18 protein-coding genes are annotated in these 22,786 nt (G+C 41.9%); all 18 read left to right on the top strand.

All coding sequences use genetic code 11. The annotated features are described in order from the left end of the window. The first annotated feature begins 141 nt into the window (after positions 1-141). The 18 genes from FJR71_RS00960 to FJR71_RS01045 all read left to right on the top strand — a co-directional run bounded on the left by FJR71_RS00960 (position 142) and on the right by FJR71_RS01045 (position 22,770). Positions 142-405, top strand: coding sequence for a phosphocarrier protein HPr (locus FJR71_RS00960; protein ID WP_006596636.1), 264 nt, complete (start codon positions 142-144; stop codon positions 403-405). A gap of 2 nt (positions 406-407) precedes the next feature. Further along, positions 408-2,141 carry a phosphoenolpyruvate--protein phosphotransferase gene (gene ptsP / locus FJR71_RS00965; protein WP_048789642.1) on the top strand — a complete coding sequence of 578 codons (1,734 nt, stop codon included), beginning with the start codon at positions 408-410 and terminating at the stop codon, positions 2,139-2,141. 386 nt (positions 2,142-2,527) lie between these two features. Further along, on the top strand, positions 2,528-4,429 hold the full coding sequence (gene glgB / locus FJR71_RS00970) for a 1,4-alpha-glucan branching protein GlgB (RefSeq protein ID WP_048689271.1): 1,902 nt from the start codon (positions 2,528-2,530) through the stop codon (positions 4,427-4,429). A gap of 117 nt (positions 4,430-4,546) precedes the next feature. Further along, complete coding sequence (locus FJR71_RS00975; protein WP_048689275.1) at positions 4,547-5,689, top strand: glucose-1-phosphate adenylyltransferase; 1,143 nt, start codon at positions 4,547-4,549, stop codon at positions 5,687-5,689. Further along, entirely contained in the window at positions 5,679-6,815 is a 1,137-nt protein-coding gene (gene glgD / locus FJR71_RS00980) for a glucose-1-phosphate adenylyltransferase subunit GlgD (RefSeq protein ID WP_048689281.1), read from the top strand. The genes FJR71_RS00975 and glgD overlap by 11 nt, the downstream gene beginning before the upstream one ends. Further along, positions 6,815-8,242 carry a glycogen synthase GlgA gene (gene glgA / locus FJR71_RS00985; protein ID WP_048689284.1) on the top strand — a complete coding sequence of 476 codons (1,428 nt, stop codon included), beginning with the start codon at positions 6,815-6,817 and terminating at the stop codon, positions 8,240-8,242. Before glgD ends, glgA begins: the two co-directional genes overlap by 1 nt. Positions 8,243-8,544: 302 nt before the next feature. Further along, positions 8,545-14,310, top strand: a complete 5,766-nt coding sequence (locus tag FJR71_RS00990; protein ID WP_140813863.1) for a ZmpA/ZmpB/ZmpC family metallo-endopeptidase — start codon at positions 8,545-8,547, stop codon at positions 14,308-14,310. Between the two features lie 272 nt (positions 14,311-14,582). Further along, on the top strand, positions 14,583-14,783 hold the full coding sequence (locus tag FJR71_RS00995; RefSeq protein ID WP_006596628.1) for a F0F1 ATP synthase subunit C: 201 nt from the start codon (positions 14,583-14,585) through the stop codon (positions 14,781-14,783). Between the two features lie 32 nt (positions 14,784-14,815). Further along, a complete protein-coding gene (atpB, locus tag FJR71_RS01000; RefSeq protein ID WP_048689291.1) occupies positions 14,816-15,532 on the top strand; it encodes a F0F1 ATP synthase subunit A in 717 nt (238 codons plus the stop codon). 15 nt (positions 15,533-15,547) lie between these two features. Then, the gene (gene atpF, locus FJR71_RS01005; RefSeq protein ID WP_048689293.1) at positions 15,548-16,042 is read left to right on the top strand and encodes a F0F1 ATP synthase subunit B; all 495 of its coding nucleotides are present in this window, start codon (positions 15,548-15,550) and stop codon (positions 16,040-16,042) included. Beyond that, positions 16,042-16,578 carry a F0F1 ATP synthase subunit delta gene (locus tag FJR71_RS01010; protein ID WP_048689296.1) on the top strand — a complete coding sequence of 179 codons (537 nt, stop codon included), beginning with the start codon at positions 16,042-16,044 and terminating at the stop codon, positions 16,576-16,578. The genes atpF and FJR71_RS01010 overlap by 1 nt, the downstream gene beginning before the upstream one ends. Before the next feature lie 15 nt (positions 16,579-16,593). Further along, positions 16,594-18,099 (top strand): F0F1 ATP synthase subunit alpha, encoded by a 1,506-nt coding sequence (atpA, locus tag FJR71_RS01015; protein WP_048689300.1) that lies wholly within the window; start codon positions 16,594-16,596, stop codon positions 18,097-18,099. A 15-nt stretch (positions 18,100-18,114) separates the two neighbouring features. Continuing rightward, positions 18,115-18,996, top strand: a complete 882-nt coding sequence (locus FJR71_RS01020; RefSeq protein ID WP_006596944.1) for a F0F1 ATP synthase subunit gamma — start codon at positions 18,115-18,117, stop codon at positions 18,994-18,996. Positions 18,997-19,084: 88 nt separating this feature from the next. After that, on the top strand, positions 19,085-20,491 hold the full coding sequence (gene atpD / locus FJR71_RS01025; protein WP_048689303.1) for a F0F1 ATP synthase subunit beta: 1,407 nt from the start codon (positions 19,085-19,087) through the stop codon (positions 20,489-20,491). 13 nt (positions 20,492-20,504) lie between these two features. Further along, positions 20,505-20,924, top strand: a complete 420-nt coding sequence (locus FJR71_RS01030; RefSeq protein ID WP_048689307.1) for a F0F1 ATP synthase subunit epsilon — start codon at positions 20,505-20,507, stop codon at positions 20,922-20,924. A gap of 87 nt (positions 20,925-21,011) precedes the next feature. Then, complete coding sequence (locus FJR71_RS01035; protein WP_082161854.1) at positions 21,012-21,242, top strand: DUF1146 family protein; 231 nt, start codon at positions 21,012-21,014, stop codon at positions 21,240-21,242. A 66-nt stretch (positions 21,243-21,308) separates the two neighbouring features. Beyond that, on the top strand, positions 21,309-22,592 hold the full coding sequence (gene murA, locus FJR71_RS01040) for a UDP-N-acetylglucosamine 1-carboxyvinyltransferase (RefSeq protein ID WP_048689310.1): 1,284 nt from the start codon (positions 21,309-21,311) through the stop codon (positions 22,590-22,592). Further along, positions 22,582-22,770: a DNA-directed RNA polymerase subunit beta gene (locus FJR71_RS01045; RefSeq protein ID WP_048689312.1), complete on the top strand. Its 189-nt coding sequence runs from the start codon at positions 22,582-22,584 to the stop codon at positions 22,768-22,770. Before murA ends, FJR71_RS01045 begins: the two co-directional genes overlap by 11 nt. The last annotated feature ends 16 nt before the right edge of the window (positions 22,771-22,786 follow it).

Here is a 22,786-nt window from a genome sequence, read left to right on the forward strand (position 1 = left end):
AAAAAATGAGTGCTTCCTGTAAGTATTTTCAGTAAGTGTGTGATAAAAATCTTGAAAAATAATGAAGAAGATGATATAATAGCAAATTGTAAGGGTTATCACAGATAACTCAAAAACTAATTTTAAAAGGAGAGTCAAACTATGGCTTCTAAAGATTTCCACATCGTGGCAGAAACAGGTATCCACGCACGTCCAGCAACTTTGTTGGTTCAAACTGCTAGCAAATTTGCTTCAGATATTACTCTTGAATACAAAGGTAAATCAGTTAACTTGAAATCAATCATGGGTGTTATGAGCCTTGGTGTTGGTCAAGGAGCTGACGTTGTAATCTCAGCTGAAGGTGCTGACGCTGATGATGCTCTTGCAGCAATCGCTGAAACAATGGAAAAAGAAGGATTGGCATAAACATGACAGAAATGCTTAAAGGAATTGCAGCATCTGATGGTGTTGCCGTTGCTAAGGCATATCTACTTGTTCAACCCGACTTGTCATTTGAAACAATCTCAGTTGAAGATACAAATGCAGAAGAAGCTCGTTTGGATGCAGCTCTTGAAGCTTCACAGAACGAGCTTTCTCTTATTCGGGAGAATGCAGTAGCGAGCCTTGGTGAGGAAGCGGCACAAGTATTTGATGCTCACATGATGGTCCTTTCTGACCCTGAAATGGTTGGTCAGATCAAGGAAACAATTCGCACGAAGAAGGTGAATGCTGAGGCTGGTTTAAAAGAAGTCACAGACATGTTTATCACCATCTTTGAAGGAATGGAAGATAACCCATACATGCAAGAACGTGCAGCAGATATTCGCGACGTGACCAAACGTGTTCTTGCAAACTTGCTTGGTAAGAAATTGCCAAACCCTGCAACCATCAATGAAGAAGCAATCGTGGTTGCGCATGACTTGACTCCATCCGATACCGCTCAATTAAACAAACAGTTTGTTAAAGCCTTTGTTACAAACATTGGTGGACGTACAAGTCACTCAGCTATCATGGCGCGTACACTTGAAATTGCAGCGGTTCTTGGTACAAACAACATTACAGATCTTGTAAAAGATGGTGATGTGTTGGCTGTATCTGGAATCACTGGTGAAGTGGTCATCAACCCAAGTGAAGAACAAATTGCAGCCTTTAAAGCAGCTGGTGAAGCTTACGCTAAACAAAAAGCTGAATGGGCTCTTTTGAAAGATGCCAAAACTGTTACTGCAGATGGCAAACACTTCGAGTTGGCTGCTAACATCGGTACACCTAAAGACGTTGAAGGTGTGAACGAAAATGGTGCAGAAGCTGTTGGTCTCTATCGTACTGAATTCTTGTACATGGATTCTCAAGATTTCCCAACTGAAGATGATCAATATGAAGCATACAAAGCGGTTCTTGAAGGAATGAACGGTAAACCTGTTGTCGTTCGTACAATGGATATCGGTGGGGATAAAGAACTTCCTTACTTCGATCTTCCTAAAGAAATGAACCCATTTTTGGGTTACCGTGCGTTGCGTATCTCTATCTCTGAAACAGGTAACCAAATGTTCCGTACACAATTGCGTGCTTTGCTTCGTGCATCTGTTCACGGTAAATTGCGGATCATGTTCCCAATGGTTGCTTTGTTGACAGAGTTCCGTACGGCTAAAGGTATTCTGGAAGAAGAAAAAGCGAAATTGGTTGCTGAAGGTGTTGCAGTTGCTGACGACATCGAAGTAGGGATCATGATTGAAATCCCAGCAGCAGCGATGTTGGCTGATCAATTTGCCAAAGAAGTTGACTTCTTCTCAATTGGTACAAACGACTTGATCCAATACACCATGGCTGCTGACCGTATGAACGAACAAGTTTCATACCTTTACCAACCATATAACCCATCAATCCTTCGTTTGATCAACAATGTGATCAAAGCAGCTCACGCTGAAGGTAAATGGGCTGGTATGTGTGGTGAAATGGCTGGTGACCAAACAGCTGTTCCTCTTCTTGTCGGAATGGGCTTGGATGAGTTTTCTATGTCAGCTACATCTGTCCTTCGTACACGTAGCTTGATGAAGAAACTTGACACAGCTAAGATGCAAGAATACGCCAATCGTGCTCTTACTGAATGTTCAACTATGGAAGAAGTGCTTGAACTTTCTAAAGAATACGTGAACGTAGACTAATTGATCTTAAAAATCTGATAAAAGTTATCACCTTGGAAGAGGTGGTAGCTTTTTTATTTTAAACCTGTATTTGTTTCTTTAAATGAAGTAGCTGAACAAAAATAGAGTTGTTGTCACTATATCAAAACAAAAAAACTAAATTTTCTAAAAATTATCGGAAATAGGTTTAATTACAATTATTTTTATAGTATAATATTGGAAAGATAGTTTGAAAACTGAACAATTATGAATCTATTTTAGGAAATTTCAGGGAAACAATGAAAGTTTCAAATTCTTTTCATAAATTTTCATCGTATTATTCAAGAAAAAATCTTGAATATTTCAACTATTTATAGTAGAATAATATTAATAGGAAGCGCTTACATAAAAGCGAGAGAGGTGAGTGAATGGATACGAAACAAGCATTGTATACATTTGGAACCGGTGAGAACTTTCATCTTCAACATTATCTAGGGGCTCATAAAGAGCAAGTAGATGGTGTGGAAGGGTATAGTTTCCGTGTATGGGCTCCAAATGCTCAGGCAGTACACCTGGTAGGTGATTTCACCCAATGGGAAGAAAATGAAATTCCTATGGTAAGAAACGAAGCTGGTGTTTGGGAAGTTTTTACAACTGCACCTCAAGTTGGCGATATCTATAAGTTTCATGTTACAAGACAAAATGGCCACCGCTTGATGAAGGTGGATCCTTTAGCAGTTCGCATGGAAAAACGTCCAGGAACAGGAGCGGTCATTACAGATATTCCAGAGAGGAAATGGAAAGATGGACTCTGGATGGCTAGACGGAGAAAACTTGGCTTTAGATCTCGTCCAGTAAATATCTATGAAGTTCATGCCGGTTCTTGGAAACGCAACGAAGATGGAAGCCCTTATTCGTTTGCTCAGTTGAAGGAAGACTTGATTCCTTACTTGGTAAAAATGAACTATACCCATGTGGAGTTCATGCCAGTGATGGCTCACCCGCTTGGATTAAGTTGGGGCTACCAATTGATGGGTTACTTTGCCTTAGAGCATTCCTACGGAACACCGGAAGAGTTTCAGGATTTCGTTGAGGCCTGTCACTTGAATAACATCGGGGTGATTGTGGACTGGGTGCCGGGTCACTTTACCATCAATGATGATGCCTTAGCTTATTATGATGGGACACCAACCTTTGAATACCAGGACCATCATCGTGCCCACAACTATGGTTGGGGAGCAATGAACTTTGACCTAGGGAAAAACCAGGTCCAATCCTTCCTTATCTCTAGTGTGAAGTTCTGGATTGAGTTTTATCATTTGGATGGAATCCGGGTCGATGCGGTCAGCAACATGCTTTACTTAGACTACGATAGTGGTCCATGGACACCAAATATTGATGGTGGAAATCTCAACTATGAGGGGATTCATTTCCTTAAGCGGATGAATGCTGTGATTAAATCAGAACATCCGGATGTCATCATGGCAGCGGAGGAAAGTTCATCTGGCACCAAGATCACTGGTCCAGAAGAGTATGGCGGTTTAGGATTTGACTACAAGTGGAATATGGGCTGGATGAATGATATCCTTCGCTTCTATGAGGAAGATCCTATTTATCGGAAATTTGATTTCAACTTGGTGACCTTTAGCTTTATGTATGCTTTCTCTGAAAACTTCTTGTTGCCATTTTCTCACGATGAAGTGGTCCACGGGAAGAAGAGTCTCATGCATAAGATGTGGGGAGATCGCTACAACCAGTTTGCTGGCTTGCGAAACCTTTTGACCTATCAGATTTGTCACCCAGGTAAGAAATTGCTCTTCATGGGTTCAGAGTTTGGCCAATTTTTAGAATGGAAGTCTGAAGAACAGCTAGAATGGTCCAATCTAGAAGATGACATGAACCGCAAGATGCAAGAGTTTACTTCACAGCTCAATCAATTCTACAAAGATAACAAGATGCTCTGGGAAATTGATGATAGCTATGATGGTATTGAGATTATTGATGCAGATAACCGAGATCAAAGTGTCTTGACCTTTACTCGTAAGGATAAAAAAGGAAATCATCTGCTATGTATCTTTAATATGGCACCAGTAGAGCGTAAGGACTTTACAGTCGGCGTCCCTGTTGCTGGGGTCTATGAAGAAGTTTGGAATACAGAATTAGAGAAATGGGGAGGTGTCTGGAAAGAGCACAACCAGGAAGTGAAGACTCAAGAGGGATTATGGAAAGATTATCCACAAACCTTGACCTTCACCTTACCGGCTCTTGGAGCTAGTGTATGGAAAGTGAAACGAAAACTTCGTTCCAATGTGTCTAAAACAAAAAAATAGTTGTTGGTGATCTACTGATCGCAGTCTATGATCCCATTCCTAAGTCTGTAGAAGAGGCCACAGTGCCTCTCCTCAGAGGTGGGAAGAAGGTCTCGTCAATCCAAAAAGGAGTAATCAATGAAGAATGAAATGCTAGCTCTGATCCTTGCTGGTGGGCAAGGAACTCGCCTTGGAAAACTCACTCAAAGCATTGCCAAACCTGCAGTGCAATTTGGTGGACGTTATCGTATTATTGACTTTGCCTTATCCAACTGTGCCAACTCAGGTATCCACAATGTTGGCGTGATTACTCAGTATCAACCGCTTGCCTTAAACAACCATATCGGAAATGGTTCCAGTTGGGGTCTTGATGGTATTAATACTGGGGTTTCTATCCTTCAACCTTATTCTGCAAGTGAAGGAAATCGTTGGTTTGAAGGAACAAGTCATGCGATTTTCCAAAATATCGACTACATCGATAGCATCAATCCAGAGTATGTGTTGATCCTTTCTGGAGACCATATCTACAAGATGGACTATGACGACATGCTTCAGTCTCACAAAGATCACAATGCCAGCCTTACAGTAGCTGTATTAGATGTACCTTTAAAAGAAGCTAGCCGTTTCGGAATTATGAATACGGATGCCAACAATCGAATTGTCGAATTTGAAGAAAAACCTGCAGAGCCAAAATCAACAAAAGCTTCTATGGGAATTTATATCTTTGACTGGTCTCGTCTTCGCAACATGCTAGTGGCTGCAGAGAAGAGTGACATCGATATGTCTGACTTCGGTAAAAACGTTATTCCAACTTACCTTGAATCTGGAGAAAGTGTCTATGCTTATGAATTCAATGGCTATTGGAAAGACGTGGGAACTATTGAATCTCTCTGGGAAGCGAATATGGAATACATTGATCCAAACAATGCCTTGGACAGCCGGGATCGTCACTGGAAGATCTATTCTCGTAACTTGATTTCACCACCAAATTCCTTTGGCGAACATGCCCAAATTGAAGATTCCTTGGTAGTGGATGGATGCTTGGTAGACGGAACAGTAAAACGTTCTATCCTGTCTACGGAAGCACAAGTTCGTAAAGGTGCAGTCGTTGAAGATTCTGTCGTCATGAGTGGTGCCATTATCGGTCAAGGTGCTGTGATTAAACGTGCTATTATCGGTGAAGGAGCAGTTGTTTCAGAAGGTGTTGTCATCGATGGAACGGAAGAAGTACAAGTCGTTGGATATAACGAAAAAGTGGGGGTAGCAACAGATGAAGATTGATAAGTATTCAGCCATTTTAGGAAACACAGTAGGCTTCCATGATATGTCATCATTGACAGATCATCGTCCTGTTGCCAGTCTGCCATTTGATGGAAAATATCGCTTGATCGACTTCCCGCTTTCTAGCCTCGCTAATGCGGGAATTCGTAGTGTATTTGGTATCTTCCAGCAAGAAAATATCAGTTCTGTCTTTGACCATATTCGCTCTGGTCGTGAGTGGGGCTTGTCAACCCTCTTGAGTCACTACTATCTCGGTATCTACAACACTCCAGTAGAAAGTTCAAACGTTGGCAAAGAATACTACGAGCAACTCTTGACCTATTTGAAACGCTCTGGTTCGAACCAGACAGTCGCTCTGAACTGTGACGTCTTGGTGAATATTGATTTGAACCAGGTTTTCCATTTGCATAATACCATTGATGCACCTATTACAGTAGTTTACAAAAAGATGCATCAACGGGATATCTCAGAAGTAAATGCAATCTTGGATATTGATGAGACAGACCATGTGACTGGTCAAAAATTGTTTGAAGGCCAAGATCCTGAAGCATTTTACAATATGTCGACCGACATCTTTATTGTGGATACTCCTTGGTTGATTGAAAAATTGGAGCAAGAAGTTCATAAGGAACATCCAGAAAAACTGCGTTATATCTTACGTGATTTAGCGGTTGAATATGGGGCATTCGCTTTTGAATACACTGGCTATATTGCCAATATTCACTCTGTTGAGTCATATTACCGCGCTAATCTTGACATGTTGGAAACTCAGAAATTCATGTCACTCTTCTCACCAAATCAAAAAGTTTATACCAAGGTGAAAAATGAAGAGCCAACTTACTATGCGACTGGTTCGCAAATTAAGAATTCGCAATTTGCCTCAGGAAGCATTGTCGAAGCTTTGGTACATGATTCTGTCATCTCTCGTCGGGTTCATCTCCATAAGGGGGCAGAAATTCGTAGCAGTCTCTTGTTCCCAGGTGTTGTTGTCCATGAGGGAGCAGTCGTAGAGCATGCGATTCTTGACAAGGGTGTCGTAGTTGAAACTGGCGTTACCATTCGTGGAACCAAAGAGGCACCTCTTGTGATTAAAAAAGGTGCTGTAATTACAGAGGATATTGGATAATGAAATTATTGTTTGTTGCCGCTGAAGGAGCTCCTTTTTCAAAAACGGGGGGCTTGGGAGACGTTATTGGGGCACTCCCTAAATCCTTGGCTAAAAAAGGCCATGATGTTCGTGTCGTCCTCCCTTACTATGACATGGTAGAGGCGAAATTTGGCGACCAAGTTGAAGATGTGCTACACTTCGAGACCAGAGTTGGATGGAGAAGTGAATACGTTGGTGTGAAACGCATCTATCGTGATGGTGTTACTTTCTATTTTATTGATAACCAGAAATATTTCTTTAGAGGACATGTCTACGGAGATTTTGATGATGGGGAGCGCTTTGCCTATTTCCAATTGGCAACGCTGGAAATGATGGAACGAGTAGACTTTATTCCAGATATCATCCATGTTCATGATTATCATACCGCCATGATTCCTTTCCTTCTTAAGGAAAAGTACCGTTGGATTCAAGCTTACAATGGTATTAAGTCTGTCTTGACCATCCATAATCTGGAGTTCCAAGGTCAGTTTGACCCAGGAATGTTGTGGGATTTGTTTGGAGTTGGATTTGAGCGCTATGAGGATGGCACTCTTCGGTGGAAAGATTGCTTAAACTGGATGAAGGCCGGGATCCTCTATGCTGATCGTGTGACCACTGTTTCACCAAGTTACGGTTATGAAATCATGACGGCTGAATATGGTTGCGGACTCGATCAAATCTTGCGGATGGAATCTGGTAAATTAACGGGTATTGTGAATGGAATCGATACAGACCTCTACAATCCTGAAACAGACCCGCTCTTGACCTATCATTTCAGTCAAGATGATTTATCAGGGAAAGCAACAAGTAAGCGAGCTCTTCAGGAACGTGTCGGACTTTCGGTACGTGATGATGTTCCCTTGTTTGGAATTGTTTCTCGTTTGACCCGCCAAAAAGGCTTTGACGTGGTGGTTGAAGAACTCCACAACCTTCTACAAAAGGATATCCAAATCGTTCTTTTGGGTACAGGAGATCCTGGCTTTGAGCAAGCCTTTGCTTGGTTTGGTCAAGCTTATCCAGATAAACTTTCTGCTAACATCATGTTTGACGTGCAGTTGGCGCAAGAAATCTATGCCGCTTCGGATGTTTTCTTGATGCCAAGCCGATTTGAACCATGTGGACTTTCTCAAATGATGGCTATGCGCTACGGCACCTTGCCATTGGTTCACGAGGTAGGGGGACTGCGTGATACAGTGCAAGCCTATAATGTCATCGATGGCAGTGGTACTGGATTTAGCTTTAACAACCTATCTGGTTATTGGTTAAACTGGGCTGTCGATCAAGCTTTGACAGTCTATACTCATGATAAGAATGCTTGGTACGGTCTTCAAAGAGAAGCCATGAGTCGTGATTTCTCTTGGGATACAGCTAGTCAACACTATGCGGATCTCTATCAGTCTTTGTAAGATAAATCTCTAAAAACGCCTATTTTGAACTGACCCCAAAAGTTAGACAGAAAAATCTGACTCTTGGGGCCGGTACATTTTAGGAGTTTTTTTGTTGCTAAGAAAGGAAGAGGAGCTACTTACATATAGGAAGCAAAAAGGGAAGAAATCTGAGCAAAATGAGTTGCTAAAAGATTCGAAAAAAGATAAGATAGATAAAGGTAAAAAATCACGGGAAGCGTTTTAGGGGAAGTGTCATTCCTCTCCAAAAATAAATGTGACTTCCTATGATTTACAAATATTACTATGTAGGAAATTATAGGATGAAACAAAGAAGACAAGCTTTTGAAAAGATTACCAAGTATTCGATTCGGAAATTATCCGTCGGAGTAGGTCCGGTTGCTATTGGAGCCCTTCTTTTTGCAGGGAGTGTAGTAGGAGCGCCTTCTGTACAAGCTGATCAATTCACGGTAGAAGCGACAGTTCATATGGGGTATGTCACGGAAAATGAGTTGACACCTGAGGAACAAGCTCAGGTGATTCGTGCAATTCCTGAAGAATATCAAAATGAAGATACCTTTTATCTGGTCTATAAGAAAAAAACACCTAGTCAAGGGCTACTACCTCAAACAGGGACGACCGAATTGGCGATTGCTGGCCTTAGTATAGCGACTGCCTCTTTAGCAGTTCTTTTGCTGTCCAAAAAACATCGTAAAAAAGTAATGGGACTCCTATTAATTGGTTCCATGGGGCAAAGCCTACTCTTATCCATTGATGCTGCAGCCTTGCAAAATATTGAATTAGCAAGCTACAATCAAACTCTTTCAATTGCAAGCAGTAAAGAACTGGTCAATGGTGTCATTCCGATTGAAGGCTATGACTATGTTGGCTACCTGCGTTGTCCAGTTGATCCAAGAGCTACGGGCCAAGAACCTCATGTAAAAGTGGAGGAGAAGCCAGTATCCCAACCTGCAATAGAAGGAAAGACTCTATCTCAGGTAACACCTGAAGAGGGTCCTGCATTCCCTATAGTGGACAAGCCAAACGTTGAAGTTTCAACAGAAATTATTCCGTTTGAAACGGTAGAACAAGCAGATCCTACTTTAGCAAAAGGTCAAACAGCAGTTTTAAGAGCTGGACAAAATGGTGAACAGACTGTTTTTACAGAAGTAAGTACGGTAAATGGTCAGGAAATTCGCAAGGTAGTTGAAAGCAAGGTTACTAAAGAACCAGTTTCACAAATTCTTGCTGTCGGGACCAAGGAGGATGTTCAACCAAGTCCACAACCTGCCCCAGTAGTCACAGCTAAGGGAACTCAGGAAGAAGGTCATGTGGGAGAAGCGCCTGTTCAGCCGGAGAACCCAACCTATACAGGTGTCGTTGAAGCCAAGGGAACACAAGAAGAAGGTCATGTAGGAGAAGCGCCTGTTCAACCGGAGACTCCATCCTATACAGGTGTCGTTGAAGCCAAGGGAACCCAGGAAGAAGGCCATGTCGGCGAAGCCCCAATTCAACCGGAGAACCCAGTTTACCAAGCGACCGAAGGGACAGTAACGGAGACAGAAATGGTAATCCTTCCATATGAAACAGAGTATGTAACGGATGCTAATCGTTACACCGATGAAGAAAGCCTTCTTCAGAAAGGCGAGGCTGGTAGTCAGGAGATTCGTCGTGTTTATAAGACGGTCAATGGTGAGAAGATTGGCGAGCCCCTCAGCACGACAACTGAAACGGTAAAAGCTCCTGTGACAGAAAGAATCAGTCGTGGAAGTAAGGCGATTGAAGGCCAAACAGAGGAAGTTGCTTTTGAGGAGATTCCATTTAAGACGGTAACCGAACAAGATGGCACCTTGCTAAAAGGAACTGAAAGGGTTTCTCAAGCCGGTAAGAATGGGAAGAAGAAAATCACCAAGGTTTACAAGACCATCAAGGGAGTTAAAACGGCGGATGCTCCTACGATTTCCGAAGAAGTGGTAGAACAAGCGCAAGATCAGATCATTCAAAAAGGGACCAAAGAACTTGAAAAGCCAACCTTAACCTTGACCCAGGTCGAGAAGGAAGAATTGAAGCGTAGTGCTAAAGCTACTTATCGTTTGGACAAACCAGACGGTGTGACCATCAAGTCTATCCAGGCTGTATTGAAGAAGGGTGATCAAGTGGTTAAAACGTTTGCCCTTTCAGAGACGGACTTAGCAGCTGCCTTAGCGGACTTGGACTACTACAAGGATTATACGCTCGCAACGACCATGGTCTATGACCGTGGAAATGGGGATGAAGAAGAAGTTCTTAAGGAAGAACCGCTAAGACTTGACCTTAAAAAAGTTGAAGTCAAAAACATCAAGGAAACCAGTCTGATTAGCGTGGATGACCAAGGCCTTGAGACTGATCGTAGCCTCTTGTCGGAGACACCATCGAATGTTAAGCCTTACTACTTAAAAGTTACGACTTACGATAACAAGGTTACGAAACTAGCTGTTGATAAAATCGAAGAAGTTACTGTAGGTGGAAATAAACTATACAAAGTAACTGCTAAGGCACCTGATTTGATTCAACGTACTGCAGAGAATCGTTTCACTGAAGAGTATGTACACTATTTACCTAAGCCAAAAGCTCACGAAGGTGATGTTTACTACGACTTTAATGAACTTGTAAAAGCTATGCAAGCCAATCCGACTGGTACATTTAAACTTGGTAGCAATATGAATGCTAATAATGTACCAGCTGCTGGCAAATCTTATGTAACCAATGCCTTTAAAGGTTCATTGGGAAGTACTGATGGCAATAAATTTGCCATTCATAATATCACTAGACCATTATTTGGAAACATTGAAGGTGGATCTGTCAAGGATCTCTTACTAGAAAATGTAAATATTGATATGCCTGGAGTTGATCGAGTAGCTCCAATTGCCAATGTCATCAAAAACAATGCAACTATCGAGAATGTCAAAGTAACAGGAAGTGTTGTCGGTAATAATGATGTAGCTGGTATTATCAATAAAATTGATGGTAGTGGAAAAGTAAGTAATGTTGCCTTTATTGGTAAACTTCACGCTGCAGGCAATAGAGGAGGCTATTTAGCTGGTATTCTTGGTGAAAACTGGAAGGGTGTTGTTGAAAAAGCTTACGTTGATGCTGAAATGACTGGTAATAAAGCAAAAGCTGCAGGTCTAGTCTATTCATCTCAAAATGGTGCTAATAACTACACGGTCGGTAAAGAAGGAGTCCTTAGAAATTCAGTTGCTAAAGGTTCGATCGAACTGAAAGAAGCTGTTCAATCTGGTGGATTGCTGGGTACCAACTGGGCCTTGGGTACTATTGAAGACAACATCACTATGATGAAAGTCAAAACAGGTGAGATGGTATTTGGTCACTCAGATATTGATGCTGACGATTACTTCACCTATTCAAGAACCAAACGTAATTATAGTGTTGATGGCGTGAGTGAAGGTAAGAAATCCTTTAACAATTCACGTAAAATTCCAAGTATCTCACTGGCAGAAGCTGAGCAGAAAATTGTAGCAATGGGAATCACTGCTGATAAATTTACTAGCAGCAAACCAATTGAAGACAAGCTTAATAACAGTCTAAACAAAGACGATCAGTACAAAGCAATTGATAGTTATGATGCAACTCGTGAGCTAGCTTACCGTAATATTGCAAAACTTCAACCTTTCTATAATAAAGAGTGGATTGTAGACCAAGGTAATAAATTAGCTGCAGGCAGTCCTCTCTTGACTAAAGAAGTATTGTCTGTAACTGCTATGAAAGGCAATACCTTTGTGACGGAATTAGCTGATGCTGATCATATTATGATCCACTATGCAGATAAGACCAAAGATGTCTTCAGCATTTCACCGAAAGAGTCCAAGGTCAAACAAGTCAAAGAGTACAGTGTAGCGGAACTCGGTGAAGTAGTCTACACGCCGAATATGGTGGACAAAGACCGTAGTGATCTCATTGGTGCCATCGTAGGGAAATTAAGTCCTGTAGAATTACAATCAGATCCTATCTACACACATCTTGGTCGAACAGGGCCAAACAAAGTCAATGCTATTAAGAACCTTTACCTCGAAGAAAGTTTCCAAGAAGTCAAGGACAATCTGACTCACTTTGTCAAACAACTGGTTGAAAACCAAGACCATCAATTAAACACGGATGAGGCTGCCAAACGTTCTCTTATCAAGAAAGTTGATGACAACAAGGCCGCTGTTCTTTTGGGTCTCTCTTACCTCAACCGCTATTATGGAGTGAAGTTTGATGATGTCAATCTTAAGCAACTCATGTTGTTCAAGCCAGACTTCTATGGGAAGAATGTCGATGTTTTAGACCGCTTGATCGAAATTGGTTCAAAAGAAGACTACATCAAAGGGACTCGTACCCATGATGCTTTCCGAGAAGTAGTTGCTAAGCATACTCGCTCTGGAAATCTCAATGATTTCTTGCAATACAACATGGAACTCTTCACAAAAGAGACAGACTTGAACGATTGGTTCATCAAAGCAACCAAAGACAATGTCTATATTGTCGAGCCTGAGACAACCAATCCAGCATTCGCATCTGCTAAGCATAGAGCCTATGAGGGCTTAAACAATGATGTTCACGGTAAAATGATCTTGCCACTCTTGAACTTAAAAGATGCCCATATGTTCTTGATTTCAACCTATAACACCATGGCCTATAGTTCCTTCGAGAAATATGGTAAGAACACGGAAGCAGAGCGGAATGCCTTCAAAGCTGAAATCGATAAGGTTGCGAAAGGACAACAGAATTACCTAGATTTTTGGTCACGTCTGGCAACGGATAAGGTTCGCAATCAACTCTTGAAGAGCAATAATATGGTGCCGACCCCTGTTCTTGATAACCAAAACTACAAGGGCATTAGTACAGATCGTTATGGCCATACTAACAGTGGTAAAGATGTGGCTCCAATCCGTGAATTGTATGGACCTACCGACCGTTACCATGCGACTGATTGGCGCATGGGAGCTGTAGCTCGCGTTTATGGAAATCCATATAAAGATGATTCTGTCTTCTTTATGGTGACGGATATGATTAGTGATTTTGGGGTATCTGCCTTTACCCACGAAACGACGCACGTCAATGACCGTATGGTCTACTTGGGTGGCTCAAGACACCGTGAAGGAACAGATCTTGAAGCCTTTGCTCAAGGAATGTTACAAACTCCGTCAGTATCCAATCCAAATGGGGAATACAAAGCCCTAGGTCTCAACATGGCTTATGAACGTCCAAATGATGGAAATCAATGGTATAACACCAATCCAAATGACCTTAAATCACGTGACGAAATTGATCGGTACATGAAGGGCTACAATGACACTCTTATGCTTCTGGATTATCTTGAAGGAGAAGCTGTCCTCAATAAAGAAAATCAAGATTTAAACAACGCTTGGTTCAAGAAAGTAGACAAGCAGTACCGAGGAAATAATACCAAGAATCAATTCGATAAGGTTCGACCTTTAAGTGATGATGAAAAGACTATTCCTTTGCGTACAGTTGATGACTTAGTTACAAACAACTTCATGACCAACCGTGGTCCTGGAAATGGAGTATATAATCCATCTGACTTTGGTTCAGCCTATGTGACCGTACCAATGATGACAGGTATCTATGGCGGAAATACCAGTGAAGGTGCTCCTGGCGCTATGTCCTTCAAACACAACACCTTCAGAATCTGGGGTTACTATGGCTACGAAAAAGGCTTCCTAAACTATGCTTCTAACATGCTAAAAGCTGAATCTAAAAAAGCTGGTAAAGATACACTAGGTGATGACTTCATCATTAACAAGATATCTGAAGGAAAATTTAACAATCTTGAAGATTGGAAGAAAGCTTACTTCAATGAAGTTGTGACAAGTGCCAAAAATGGAATTCAGGCTATTGACATCGATGGTAAAACCTACAATAGCTATGAAGACTTGAAACGTGCATTTGCTGAAGCAGTGGATAAAGATAAGGCTACTCTAAGTAACGGTTCTGTCAAATTTGACAATACTGTTTCACTGAAAGAAAAAGTCTTTAAGAAATTGCTACAACAAACAGACAGTTTCAAAACCTCTATTTTTAAATAGGAAGAAAATGCTCATCTGCTCGTCAGGTGAGTTTTTTCTATCCTTGGTAATAATGCTTCCTCTTCTGATAAAAATAATATAAATTTGTTTGAAATACAAAAATAGACAAAGTGTCTAAAGATAATGAGAATCTTTTGAACGCTAGTGGCAAGAGGAATTTTAAAAGTGGTGACAGAATTGCCGTAAAACGTTTTCTTTCTAAGCAAACATTTGACTATTATATCTTTTAGGAGTAAACTAAGGGAGTAAAATTTATTTAAGGAGAATTCATCATGAATTTAACATTTTTAGGTCTTTGTTTTGCCTGCTTCGGCGTGTCCATTGCTGAAGGATTGATTATGAGTAATCTTTTTAAAGCTGCTTCTCGTCAACCAGAGATTATCGGTCAATTACGTAGCCTTTTGATCCTTGGGATTGCCTTCGTAGAAGGTACCTTCTTCGTAACCTTGGCCATGGCCTTCGTTATTAAATAGACTTCTCTATTTAGGAAAGGAGGTGTCAAACCTTGGAAGAAAGTGTGAATCCAACTCTAAATATTGGACCAGTATCCTTTGATTTGACCCTACTTGCCATGTCTCTTGTAACCGTTTTGATGGTCTTTGCTTTTGTCTATTGGGCAAGTCGCAAAATGACCCTCCGTCCCAAGGGCAAACAAAATGCTCTTGAGATGATCTATGATTTTGTCATTAGCTTTACCAAGGGAAACATTGGAGAGCATTATATGAAGAATTATTCTTTATTCTTGTTTTCTCTTTTTATGTTTATTTTGGTAGCCAATAATATTGGCTTAATGGCAAAAGTTCAAACAACAAATGGTTATAACTTGTGGACTTCCCCAACGGCTAACCTCGGCTATGACTTATCTCTCTCCTTTATGATCACCTTGATCGCACATATAGAAGGGGTTCGTCGTCGAGGCTTTAAGGAATATTTGAAGGCTTTTGCAACACCAGGTTTTATGACCCCAATGAACCTCCTAGAAGAGGTGACCAATTTTGCTTCCTTAGCAATTCGGATCTACGGGAATATTTTTGCCGGTGAAGTATTGGCAGGCTTGCTCTTAGCCTTGTCTCAACAAGCCTTTTATTGGTATCCAGCAGCCTTTATCGGAAGCATGTTATGGACAGCCTTTTCGATTTTCATTTCATGTATCCAGGCCTATGTATTTACCATGTTGTCATCCATGTACATAGGTAAAAAAATAAACGGTGAGGAAGAGTAAGTAGAGGAGTAGAAGATGGATTTAACAATTGGTACCATTATTGGTGACTTTATACTGATCGCTGGTTCCTTCCTCTTATTAATCTTTTTAGTAAAGAAATTTGCTTGGGGCAATATTACTAGTATTTTGGATGCGCGTGCTGAAAAAATCACCAACGATATTGACGAAGCAGAGGCGGCCCGTAAAAAGGCTGAGGAACTAGCTGCAAAACGCGAAGCAGAGTTGGCAGGTAGTCGTCAAGAAGCTACAACGATTCTTGAAACGGCTAAGGAAACAGCCGAAAAAAATAAGGCTCATATTCTCAGTGAAGCTAACCAAGAAGCCCTTCGCTTGAAAGAAAAAGCGCAATTAGAAATTTCGCAAAATAAAGAAGAAGCGATGAACAGTATCAAGGGGGATGTCGCAGATCTAACCGTTAACTTAGCAGGTAGATTGCTAAGCCAACAATTGGACTCTGAAGGCCATCGCCAACTGATTGATCGCTACCTGAATGAATTAGGAGATGCCTAATGGACAAAAAGCAATTAATGGTAATTGAGAAATATTCCCAGCCTTTTGTTCAATTGGTATTTGAAAAAAATCAGCAAGATGACGTTTATGAAAAATTAAGTCAAATAAAGGCTGTTTTTGAGGAAACAGGCCTTGCTGCATTTTTAGCTCATATCGGTGTAGAGGATGAAGAGAAGGCGAAGAGTCTGCGACTTTTCCAAAACTCGGATTCAGCATTACTAGACCATTTGATTGAAGTGGTTATTCTCAATCATCGTGAAGCCTTATTTTATGATATTGTCAGAGTTAGTATGGAGCAAATTCAACAGGTGAGCAACTGTTTCGAAGTAACCGTTTCTTCGGTTGCAGGACTCGATCAGGCTCAAAAAGAAAAGTTGATCCCTATTATTGAAAAGAAGTTTGGCATCCAAGTTCGTTCTCTGAAAGAAAAATTGGATCCAGATTTGATTGGTGGTTTTGTGGTTTCAGCAAATCACAAGACGCTTGATACCAGTCTAAAACGTCAATTGCAAGTCATAAAAGCAAATTTGAAATAGAAAGTGGTGTGAATTTTGGCGATTAACGCACAAGAAATCAGCGCTTTAATTAAGCAACAAATTGAAAATTTCCAGCCAAATTTTGACGTCACAGAGACCGGAGTCGTTACCTATATTGGTGACGGGATTGCGCGTGCTCATGGCCTTGAAAATGCAATGAGTGGTGAGTTGTTGATCTTTGAAAACGGCTCATACGGGATGGCGCAAAACCTGGAAACGACAGATGTCGGGATTATCATCCTTGGAGACTTTACGGATATCCGTGAAGGAGACTCGATCCGTCGGACTGGTAAAATCATGGAAGTCCCTGCTGGGGATGCCTTGATTGGTCGGGTTGTCAATCCTCTTGGTCAGCCAGTGGATGGCTTGGGAGAAATTGTAACAGATACCTTCCGTCCAGTTGAAACACCAGCTCCTGGTGTTATGCAACGGAAATCTGTATCAGAGCCTCTTCAAACGGGCTTGAAAGCCATTGATGCCCTCGTTCCGATTGGACGAGGCCAACGGGAATTGATCATCGGAGACCGTCAAACAGGGAAAACTTCGATTGCCATCGATACTATCTTGAACCAGAAAGGTCAAGACATGATCTGTATCTATGTAGCAATTGGACAAAAAGAATCAACAGTTCGGACACAAGTAGAAACACTTCGTAAGTATGGAGCCATGGATTACACCATTGTGGTGACGGCATCAGCCTCACAACCATCTCCATTGCTATTCCTTGCACCTTATGCAGGGGTTGCTATGGCCGAAGAGTTCATGTACAATGGCAAACATGTTTTGATCGTCTATGATGATTTGTCAAAACAAGCCGTTGCTTACCGTGAATTGTCCCTTCTTCTTCGTCGTCCTCCAGGACGTGAAGCCTTCCCAGGGGATGTCTTCTACCTTCACAGCCGTTTATTGGAACGTTCTGCGAAAGTATCGGATGAATTAGGTGGTGGTTCCATCACTGCGCTTCCAATTATTGAAACACAAGCAGGAGATATTTCTGCTTATATCGCAACTAACGTGATTTCGATTACGGATGGCCAAATCTTCTTGCAAGATAGCCTCTTTAACTCAGGAATTCGTCCAGCCATCGATGCGGGATCATCTGTATCGCGGGTTGGTGGATCAGCCCAAATCAAGGCTATGAAGAAGGTTGCGGGGACTCTCCGTATTGACCTAGCTTCTTACCGTGAGTTGGAAGCCTTCACGAAGTTTGGTAGTGACTTGGATGCCGCTACTCAAGCCAAGTTGAACCGTGGTCGCCGGACAGTAGAAGTCTTGAAACAACCGGTCCATGAACCATTGACTGTCGAAAAACAGGTGGTGATCTTGTATGCTTTGACACATGGATTCTTGGATAGTGTACCAGTTGATGATATCCTTCGCTTTGAAGAGGAATTGTTTGCCTTTGTAGAAGCGCATCATCCAGAAATCTTTGAAACCATTCGTACGACCAAAGATCTTCCAAGTGAAGAAACAATGGATGCAGTGATTACTGACTTTGTCAACCAATCAAGTTTCAAATAGAAATAGGAGTGGCAGATGGCAGTTTCTTTAAATGATATCAAAAATAAAATTGCATCGACAAAGAATACCAGTCAAATTACAAATGCTATGCAGATGGTATCTGCTGCCAAACTTGGGAAGTCTGAGCAAGCTGCCAAGGACTTCCAAATTTACGCATCTAAAGTTCGTAAACTATTGACAGACCTCTTACATGGACACGAGGCTGAGAATGCTAAGTACCATCCATTTTTAAAGAGTCGTCCTGTCAAAAAGTCTGCTTATATTGTTATCACTTCTGACCGTGGACTAGTGGGAGGCTATAACGCCTCTATCCTCAAGTCAGTCATGGAATTGAAGGAAGAATACCATCCAACGGGTGAGGATTTTGAAGTCATCTGTATTGGAAGTATTGGGGCAGATTTCTTTAGAGCAAGAGGCATCCAGCCGGTTTATGAACTACGTGGTCTAGCTGATCAACCAAGCTTTGATGAAGTGCGGAAGATCATCAATAAGACAGTCCAAATGTATCAAAATGAATTGTTTGATGAATTGTATGTCTGTTATAATCACCACGTCAACAGTTTGACCAGTCAATTGCGGGTAGAGCAAATGCTTCCGATCATTGACTTGGACCCCAATGAAGCGGATGAAGATTATATCTTGAATCTGGAGTTGGAATCAGACCGCGATGCGATTTTGGATCAATTGCTTCCACAGTTTGCGGAAAGTATGATTTATGGAGCCATCATTGATGCTAAAACAGCTGAAAATGCTGCCGGTATGATGGCCATGCAAACCGCAACAGACAATGCCAAGAAGGTAATTGATGAATTGACCATTCAATACAACCGTGCTCGTCAGGCAACCATTACGCAAGAAATTACGGAAATTGTTGCAGGAGCGAGTGCGCTTGAGTAGTTGATTCGATGCACATTTTAACAATACAAACATAAGCTTGATGGTATGTATTCACAAGCTTAGAAACTTAATAGAATAGGAGAATGACATGAGTTTAGGCAAAATTTCTCAGGTTGTAGGCCCTGTCGTTGACGTAGCTTTTGCTACGGGCGATAAACTCCCTGAGATTAATAATGCGCTTGTAGTCTATAAAAATGACCAACAAAAATCAAAAGTCGTTCTTGAAGTAGCTCTTGAACTTGGGGATGGTGTCGTTCGTACCATTGCCATGGAATCAACAGATGGCTTGACTCGTGGGATGGAAGTATTGGACACTGGTCGTCCAATCTCTGTACCTGTCGGAAAAGAAACTCTTGGACGGGTCTTCAACGTCTTGGGAGATACCATTGACTTGGAAGAAGCATTTCCAGAAGATGCTCCTCGTGAATCCATTCATAAAAAAGCTCCATCCTTTGATGAGCTTTCTACTTCAGAAGAAATTCTTGAAACAGGGATCAAGGTCATTGACCTCCTTGCCCCTTACTTGAAAGGTGGGAAGGTCGGCCTCTTCGGTGGTGCCGGAGTTGGGAAGACCGTCTTGATTCAAGAATTAATCCACAACATTGCCCAAGAGCACGGTGGGATCTCTGTATTTACCGGAGTTGGAGAACGGACCCGTGAAGGGAATGACCTTTACTGGGAAATGAAAGAATCTGGCGTTATCGAAAAAACAGCCATGGTCTTTGGACAAATGAACGAACCTCCAGGAGCACGGATGCGTGTAGCTTTGACTGGTTTGACTATTGCGGAATACTTCCGTGATGTCGAAGGTCAGGACGTTCTCTTGTTTATCGACAATATCTTCCGTTTCACTCAAGCCGGTTCAGAAGTATCTGCCCTTTTGGGACGGATGCCTTCAGCCGTTGGTTACCAACCTACTTTGGCAACTGAAATGGGACAATTGCAAGAACGGATTACCTCAACCAAGAAAGGTTCTGTTACATCGATCCAGGCCATCTACGTGCCAGCCGATGACTATACAGACCCTGCCCCAGCAACAGCCTTCGCCCATTTGGACTCAACCACCAACTTGGAGCGTAAATTGGTTCAATTGGGGATCTACCCTGCCGTGGACCCATTGGCATCTAGCTCCCGTGCCCTTTCTCCAGATATCGTCGGAGAAGAGCACTATGCAGTGGCTTCTGAGGTCAAACGCGTCCTTCAACGCTACCACGAATTGCAAGATATCATTGCCATCTTGGGGATGGATGAATTGTCTGATGATGAAAAGACCTTGGTAGCTCGTGCCCGTCGTATTCAATTCTTCTTGTCTCAAAACTTTAACGTGGCGGAACAATTTACAGGTCAACCAGGTTCTTATGTACCGGTTGCAGAAACTGTACGTGGCTTTAAGGAAATTTTGGATGGGAAACACGACCACTTGCCTGAGGACGCCTTCCGTGGTGTCGGTTCGATCGAAGATGTGATTGCAAAAGCTGAAAAAATGGGATTCTAAGAAGAGGTGAAAGATGAGTCAGATGAACGTCCAAATCGTTACACCGGATGGACTGGTTTATGATCATCATGCCGCATTTGTATCTGTCAAGACAATTGATGGTGAATTAGGGATTTTACCTCGTCATATCAATACCATTGCGGTTTTGGCTGTAGACCAAGTCAAGGTCCGTCGAGTCGATGACGAAAAACACATTGATTGGATCGCCGTGAATGGTGGGATTATCGAAGTGGCAGATAATGTCATTACCATCGTAGCGGATTCGGCGGAACGCGCTCGGGACATTGATGTTAGCCGGGCTGAGCGTGCAAAAATGCGTGCTGAAAAAGCCCTTGAAGAAGCCAAAGATCAACATTCTGTTGATATGGAGCGTCGTGCAAAAATTGCCCTTCAACGCGCTATTAACCGGATTAATGTCGGAAATCGATTATAAATACAAAAAGAAGTTGATTGGATCGACTTCTTTTTTTCGCATCTTAAGAATATGAAAGGAAACTTTGTCTTATGGTATAATAGAGGTATGATTCAAATGATTTTTACTTTTTGCAGCCACTTATTGTTTATTTCCTTTGCCTACCACCTTCTTTCAACGGTGGTTCAGTGGGAGCGTTTTTTAAAGGTAACTGCCGAAACAGCTGTGAAAATTCGACTTCTTATTTTATTGATCAGCATTAGTGTAGGATATTTAACTAGTAGCTTCTTTATCAGTATTTACGAATTCAGTCGGCAACTGTTTAACGGGAACTTTTAGATTCTTTTTTGATGAATTTATGGTATGATAGTAGTCGTGACTGAATGAAATGGAGTAATAACGAGTATGGACAAAATTATTGTAAATGGTGGTCAAAATCGCCTAGTTGGAACTGTGAAAATCGAAGGAGCAAAGAATGCAGTTCTTCCTCTTTTAGCAGCAACTGTTTTGGCCAGTGAAGGAACAACAACTTTGACCAATGTTCCTGTTTTATCTGATGTCTTTACAATGAACAATGTCGTTCGTGGCTTGAACACACAAGTTACGTTTGATGAAGAAACCAATACAGTAGTCGTTGATGCGTCGCAACCATTAACAGAAGAAGCGCCTTACAAATATGTCAGCAAGATGCGAGCTTCGATCGTCGTTCTAGGTCCTGTCTTGGCTCGAAATGGTCATGCTAAAGTTTCCATGCCGGGTGGCTGTACCATTGGAAGTCGTCCGATTGATCTCCACCTTAAAGGTCTGGAAGCCATGGGAGCGAAAATCACCCAAACGGCTGGTTACATTGAAGCAAAAGCAGATCGTCTTCGAGGAGCTCATATCTACATGGATTTCCCATCCGTAGGTGCCACCCAAAATATCATGATGGCAGCAACCTTGGCAGATGGAACGACGGTTATCGAGAATGCAGCTCGCGAACCTGAGATCGTGGACTTGGCCTCTCTGTTGAATAAGATGGGTGCTAAGGTACGTGGAGCAGGTACAGAAACCTTGACAATTGTTGGAGTGGATCGTTTGCATGGAGCAGTTCACAATGTCGTTCAAGACCGAATTGAGGCAGGAACCTTCATGGTTGGTGCAGCCATGACAGGTGGAGACGTTTTAATCGAGGATGCTATTTGGGAACACAACCGCCCTCTTCTTTCTAAGATGCAAGAAATGGGCGTTGAGGTAACGGAAGAAGAGAATGGCATTCGCATTCGCTCAGATGTTTCTAAATTGAAGCCAGTGACGGTGAAAACCTTACCTTATCCAGGCTTCCCTACAGATATGCAAGCCCAATTTACTGCTTTGATGGCCATGGCTTCTGGTGAATCGACCATGATTGAAACGGTATTTGAAAATCGTTTCCAACACTTGGAAGAAATGCGTCGGATGGGCTTACACTCAGATATTATGAGAGATACAGCCCGTATCCAAGGTGGAGCTAGCTTACAAGGGGCTGAAGTAATGTCGACAGACTTGCGTGCTAGTGCGACCTTGATTTTAATGGGGCTTGTGGCTGAGGGAGAAACCAAAGTGAGCAAGTTAACCCACCTCGACCGTGGATATTTTAAATTCCATGAGAAATTGGTGGCTCTTGGAGCAGATGTACGTCGTGTGAAGGAAGATGATGATGAAAACTAAATTAAAAGCAATCGGAAAACAATTGGGGATCGTTCTATTGGTTCTTACTATCTTAGCGATTGTTTTCGCCCTTGGCTTGGTCATTGGATATGGTGTCATTGGCAATGGAAAGGATCCTTGGTCCATTCTCTCGCCAGATACCTGGAAGGAAATCATTCAGAAATTTTCAGGTAAGTAACTATTTATCAAAAAGA

This window comes from Streptococcus xiaochunlingii (assembly GCF_006385805.1).
Classification (GTDB): Bacteria; Bacillota; Bacilli; order Lactobacillales; family Streptococcaceae; genus Streptococcus; species Streptococcus xiaochunlingii.

Coding starts and splice junctions, on each gene's coding strand:
- FJR71_RS00960 (WP_006596636.1), top strand. CDS start 142: ATGGCTTCTAAAGATTTCCACATCGTGGCAGAAACAGGTATCCACGCA.
- ptsP (WP_048789642.1), top strand. CDS start 408: ATGACAGAAATGCTTAAAGGAATTGCAGCATCTGATGGTGTTGCCGTT.
- glgB (WP_048689271.1), top strand. CDS start 2,528: ATGGATACGAAACAAGCATTGTATACATTTGGAACCGGTGAGAACTTT.
- FJR71_RS00975 (WP_048689275.1), top strand. CDS start 4,547: ATGAAGAATGAAATGCTAGCTCTGATCCTTGCTGGTGGGCAAGGAACT.
- glgD (WP_048689281.1), top strand. CDS start 5,679: ATGAAGATTGATAAGTATTCAGCCATTTTAGGAAACACAGTAGGCTTC.
- glgA (WP_048689284.1), top strand. CDS start 6,815: ATGAAATTATTGTTTGTTGCCGCTGAAGGAGCTCCTTTTTCAAAAACG.
- FJR71_RS00990 (WP_140813863.1), top strand. CDS start 8,545: ATGAAACAAAGAAGACAAGCTTTTGAAAAGATTACCAAGTATTCGATT.
- FJR71_RS00995 (WP_006596628.1), top strand. CDS start 14,583: ATGAATTTAACATTTTTAGGTCTTTGTTTTGCCTGCTTCGGCGTGTCC.
- atpF (WP_048689293.1), top strand. CDS start 15,548: ATGGATTTAACAATTGGTACCATTATTGGTGACTTTATACTGATCGCT.
- FJR71_RS01010 (WP_048689296.1), top strand. CDS start 16,042: ATGGACAAAAAGCAATTAATGGTAATTGAGAAATATTCCCAGCCTTTT.
- FJR71_RS01020 (WP_006596944.1), top strand. CDS start 18,115: ATGGCAGTTTCTTTAAATGATATCAAAAATAAAATTGCATCGACAAAG.
- atpD (WP_048689303.1), top strand. CDS start 19,085: ATGAGTTTAGGCAAAATTTCTCAGGTTGTAGGCCCTGTCGTTGACGTA.
- FJR71_RS01030 (WP_048689307.1), top strand. CDS start 20,505: ATGAGTCAGATGAACGTCCAAATCGTTACACCGGATGGACTGGTTTAT.
- FJR71_RS01035 (WP_082161854.1), top strand. CDS start 21,012: ATGATTCAAATGATTTTTACTTTTTGCAGCCACTTATTGTTTATTTCC.
- murA (WP_048689310.1), top strand. CDS start 21,309: ATGGACAAAATTATTGTAAATGGTGGTCAAAATCGCCTAGTTGGAACT.
- FJR71_RS01045 (WP_048689312.1), top strand. CDS start 22,582: ATGAAAACTAAATTAAAAGCAATCGGAAAACAATTGGGGATCGTTCTA.